Annotated in this window: 2 protein-coding genes; one reads left to right on the forward strand and one right to left on the reverse strand. The window is 73.0% G+C overall.

Annotated elements, in window-relative coordinates:
• On the reverse strand, positions 1–928 hold a 928-nt coding region (locus KS423_RS43410), incomplete at its 3' end, for a PQQ-like beta-propeller repeat protein (RefSeq protein ID WP_224285199.1).
• Between the two features lie 380 nt (positions 929–1,308).
• Between KS423_RS43410 and KS423_RS43415 the strand changes: the two genes are divergently transcribed.
• The coding region (locus KS423_RS43415; RefSeq protein WP_224285200.1) for a glycoside hydrolase family 26 protein at positions 1,309–2,468 on the forward strand (1,160 nt) is incomplete at its 3' end.

The following is a 2,468-nucleotide window of genomic DNA, read 5'->3' on the forward strand; positions in this document are numbered from 1 at the left end:
CCGGGTTCGGCGACGGGTCCGCCGCGCAGCCGCCCTGCGGGCGGACCGCCGCGAACAGCGCGTCCACGCCGCCGCAGGCCGTCTCGGGCGCGGCCGCCTTGGTGTCGAACACCCTGGGCGGGACGATCGGGCCGTCGGTGATCTCCACCCGGCTGCGGTCCAGTACCTTGACCGTGGCGGTCGGCCCGGTGCTCATGGCCCAGCCGTTGCTGTCCAGCCGGTAGCCGGTGATGCCGCCGGAGACGGCCTGCCCGCTGCTGTTGGTGCAGGTGCGCGGGATGAGCACGGCGTAGTCGGTGTGGACGGTGCGCAGCGGGTCGTAGGCGCAGCCGGCGGAGGGCTTGTCGTTGTAGCGCAGGTCGCCGTCGGCGTCGCGCAGGCCCATGGTCAGGTTCGGCGTGACCAGGGCCAGCCAGGGCGAGCCGTCCCGCTGGACGGTGTGCAGCGCGCCCGCGGCCCGCTGCTTGGCGAGTGCCTTGCGCTGGGCGTCGGTCCGCTTGTCGGCGCCGGGCTCGCCATCGCCGTGCAGCCAGTCGGCCAGGCCGGGCACCGCACGGTGCCAGCGCACCTCGTGGTCGCCGGGGCGCACCGAGGTGACCATGCCGTCGTCCCAGACCACGATCGCGTTGTCGCCGGCCATCGCCAGGTAGAGCGCCTCGGCGCCCTCGCGGCGGTAGGACCAGGCCTGCTCGCCGGTCTGCTTGTGGAAGGCCTCCAGGCCGGGCCCCACCCGCAGGTCGAGGTCGGCCGAGCTGAGCGACTCGGAGTTCACCGGCGTCGCCCCCGCGTCGCCCGGTCCCGCGACCCGGTCACCGAACGGCACCGGCTTGTTCGCGTGCGCCGCCGCTCCGGCCGCAAGGACCAGCACCACCGCCGAGGCAGGCAGGATCGAGCGGGGGGTCAGTACACGCAGAGGCTTCCAGGACACGGGCGGAGCGTACCTTTCAGCGGGCACGCGAGTCAGCCCGGTTCCGCCACCGGCCCGTCGCGTCGGGCGTCCGCCCGGCCGCGCGGACCCTCCCCGTACGTCCACCCGCCCACCTGCGCCGTCGGCGCTCCGGCCGCTCCGCCGGGCGTGCCGGAGCGGTCCGGAAGGGCCCGGCAGGACCGTTACAGAGCTGATACCTGACAGCCGGTCGCCGGCCGTTGGGCAGACGTTTCGGTGGACGGCATGTCATTGGCGCCCACTTTAGGGTGACATTCGGCTTTTCCTTCCTCCATTGGGCCTACTGTCAGCGAGCGTGGCGTCACGGTCCGTCCACGCCGAGACCGTGCGCCCCGTCCACTCGACGCCCGGAGGAGAGCACCATGCGAATCGGCCGCCTGACGCTGGCCGCCGCCACCCTGCTGCTGATGGCCACGGCCAGCGTCCCGGCCGGGACGCCGTTCAGCCAGACCGAACGGCACAGTCTCTCCTCGGGCGTCATCGAGCCGCGCGGCGCGGCTTCCCGCCCGCCGGTCCAGCGGCCGAGTCACGAGCCGCCGTTCGGTGCCTTCGTCGGGTCCTGGGACGACTACATCCCGCAGATCCGCCAGTACGCGCAGTGGCTGGGCGACGCGAACATGCAGGTCGGCCACACCTATCTGGCGGGCAACAGCTGGAGCGACGTCGAGGGCGAACCGATGGTGCTCGGCCTGTGGTCGCAGTGGCGGCGGGCCGATCCGTCCCGGCTGCTGGTGCTCGGCGTGCCGATGCTGGTGCCCAGCGAGGCGAACGTGCCGGACGGCGAGGTCGCCAGGCTGCTCGCCCAGGGCGCGCGCGGGGACTTCGACGGGCACTTCCTCAAGCTCGCGCACCGGCTGGTCGCGCTGGGCGGCGCGGACACCGTGCTCACTCTCGGCTGGGAGATGAACGGCACCACCTACACCCACCGCTGCAAACCCGACCCGTCCGCGTGGAAGGCGTACTGGCGGCGGATCGTCGGGGTGATGCGCTCGGTGCCCGGGCAGCGCTTCCGCTTCGACTTCGCCCCCAGCCGGGGCCTGGACGCCGTCCCGTGGACCAAGTGCTACCCCGGCGACGACGTGGTCGACATCATCGGCATGGACAACTACGACCAGCCCGCCGGCGGCACCTTCGACGACTACGTGCACGAGCCGTACGGCCTGCAGGACCAGGTGGAGTTCGCCGCCAAGCGCGGCAAGCCGGTCTCCTACCCGGAGTGGGGGCTGTTCCGCAACGGCGACAACCCCGAGTTCGTGCAGCGGATGGTCGACTGGATCCGCACCCACGACACCGCCTACCAGACCGTCACCGACTACTGCCCGCACGGCTTCTTCGAGTGCGACCGCAATCCCCGCTCGGCGGCGACGTTCAAGCAGCTGATGGCCGGTTCGAAGGGGGCGCCGACGCCGGCGGAGGCGCTGGCGGCACCCGCCGTTCCGGCCGCGCCGGACGTGCTTGCGGTGCCGGTCCCGCCCAGCCCGCCGGACTCACCCACCGTGCCGTCCGCACCAGCTGTGCCCGG

The sequence above is a fragment of the Streptomyces sp. LS1784 genome, assembly GCF_020103755.1.
Classification (GTDB): domain Bacteria; phylum Actinomycetota; class Actinomycetes; order Streptomycetales; family Streptomycetaceae; genus Kitasatospora.